The following is a 1,562-nucleotide window of genomic DNA, read 5'->3' as shown; positions in this document are numbered from 1 at the left end:
CCCCGGCGCCGCGTCGGTCTTGGCCGCACGGGTCATCTTGCCGGCCTTGTCGTGGATCTCGCGCTGCTCGCTCTCGCTCGGCTCGCGGCCGTACTCGGCGATGAACTCCTGCCGGGCGCGGGCAACTTCGGTCAGGACCTGGTTGGTGCGTGTCGACGACTCGGCGATCACCTCGGCGGGAACGCCCACGATTTCGAACGTGACACCGTCGTCGCGGGTTTGCGTCCGAAACGGCGTGTCCTGCTCGATCAGCTCCGACAGCTTCGCTTCGTACGCGGCATCGACCGCGGCCTTGAACGAGTGCACACCCTGCGAGTACACGCTGCGCCACGCCCCGTCCGCCGGCAGTGTCTTACCGATCACTGCCGAGTGCGTGTGCAGGTGCGGGTCCTGTGCACGGCTGGTCTGGTGATCAAAGTCGAGCCGCACGACGCCGTCGGCCACCGAGGCGAATGTGGGCCGCTTCGACCCGTCGGCGTAGGTGCGCGTGGTCATCTGCGACATCGCGTACTCCTGCGCGAACGCGACCGCGTCCTGGTGGGCCCGCATAAGCGCCCCGGCCCACTCGCTCCGCCCGGCAACATCGCACGCTGCGTGCATGACCGAGACCGACTTCGGCGCCGAGAACGTGAAGTCGAAGAACGCGGCGCCGACCCGGCCGCTGTCCTTGTCGACCTGCCGCACGATCCGGCGCGCCTCCTCTTCGTCGACCTCGCCGGCCTCCCGGAACGCCTGCCGCAGCCGCTCGTCGCGCGTCATGCCCTGCGCCGGCCGCTGGCCGAGCGGCTCACCTGTCTGCGGGTGCAGGCACGACAGCAGCGCCTCAGCCGCGCCCCTGGAGCACTGGCCGGCCTTCAGGCCGAGCGCCTGCAGGGCCCGCTTGCCGCCGGCCAGCCGGCCCGGGTTCTCGCCCTTGTCGGAGGCCGCCGTGTAGTAGCCGGTGACGTCGCCTCTCTCGGCCGCGAGCTGAGCCTCGTCCCGCTCGACGGTGCACCCGACGGCGTCGAGCAGGTACTCCCGAGCGGCGGTGGACAACGGCATCCGCGTGACGTCAAGCATGCTGTCATGCTAACCGCTCGGGGAGCCGAAGGCGACCCCCGTCCCGAGTAGAATGGGTCCCCAAAATGAACTGGCTCCTGGTGACTTGTCTGCTGGTAGAAGGTTGTGGGGGGTGATCTTCTCTGTCTGAGGGGTGGAGTGAGAGAAGTTCTGACTGGTGGGCGTTGACCTATCTGAGTCCTGACTGGTTGCTGGTTCGTTCGGTGATGTCGTCGCGCTGGGGTAGCCGCTGCTGCCCGGGGTGAGATCTCGCCTGAGGGGGTCATCCTCCGGCGAGGAGTACGCCTCGAGGGGGACGGTGATGCTACGAAAAGCGCCCCGCCACCAAAGGTGACGGGGCGCTGACCAGCCGTTTTACTGCGCCGCGGTCGACTCCCACGGGGCGGTCGTCTCGCGGACAGCGAGACCGTCGAGGCCCCGCAGCGTGGCCTGCTCGGCCAGCATGAGTTCACGCGACCGCGCATCACGCGAGATTTCGGCCTTGGTGACGGCCCGGCGGAGCT

1 protein-coding gene is annotated in these 1,562 nt (G+C 68.8%); it reads right to left on the bottom strand.

What is annotated here, in order from left to right; all coding sequences use genetic code 11:
• On the bottom strand, positions 1-1,059 hold a 1,059-nt coding region (mobF, locus tag LY13_RS25450), incomplete at its 3' end, for a MobF family relaxase (protein ID WP_253831099.1).
• Positions 1,060-1,562: the final 503 nt, after the last annotated feature.

It is taken from the genome of Prauserella aidingensis (assembly GCF_024171865.1).
GTDB lineage: Bacteria > Actinomycetota > Actinomycetes > Mycobacteriales > Pseudonocardiaceae > Prauserella > Prauserella aidingensis.
Note: the sequence above shows the minus strand (reverse complement) of the source record. Positions and strands in the feature narration are given on the sequence as shown.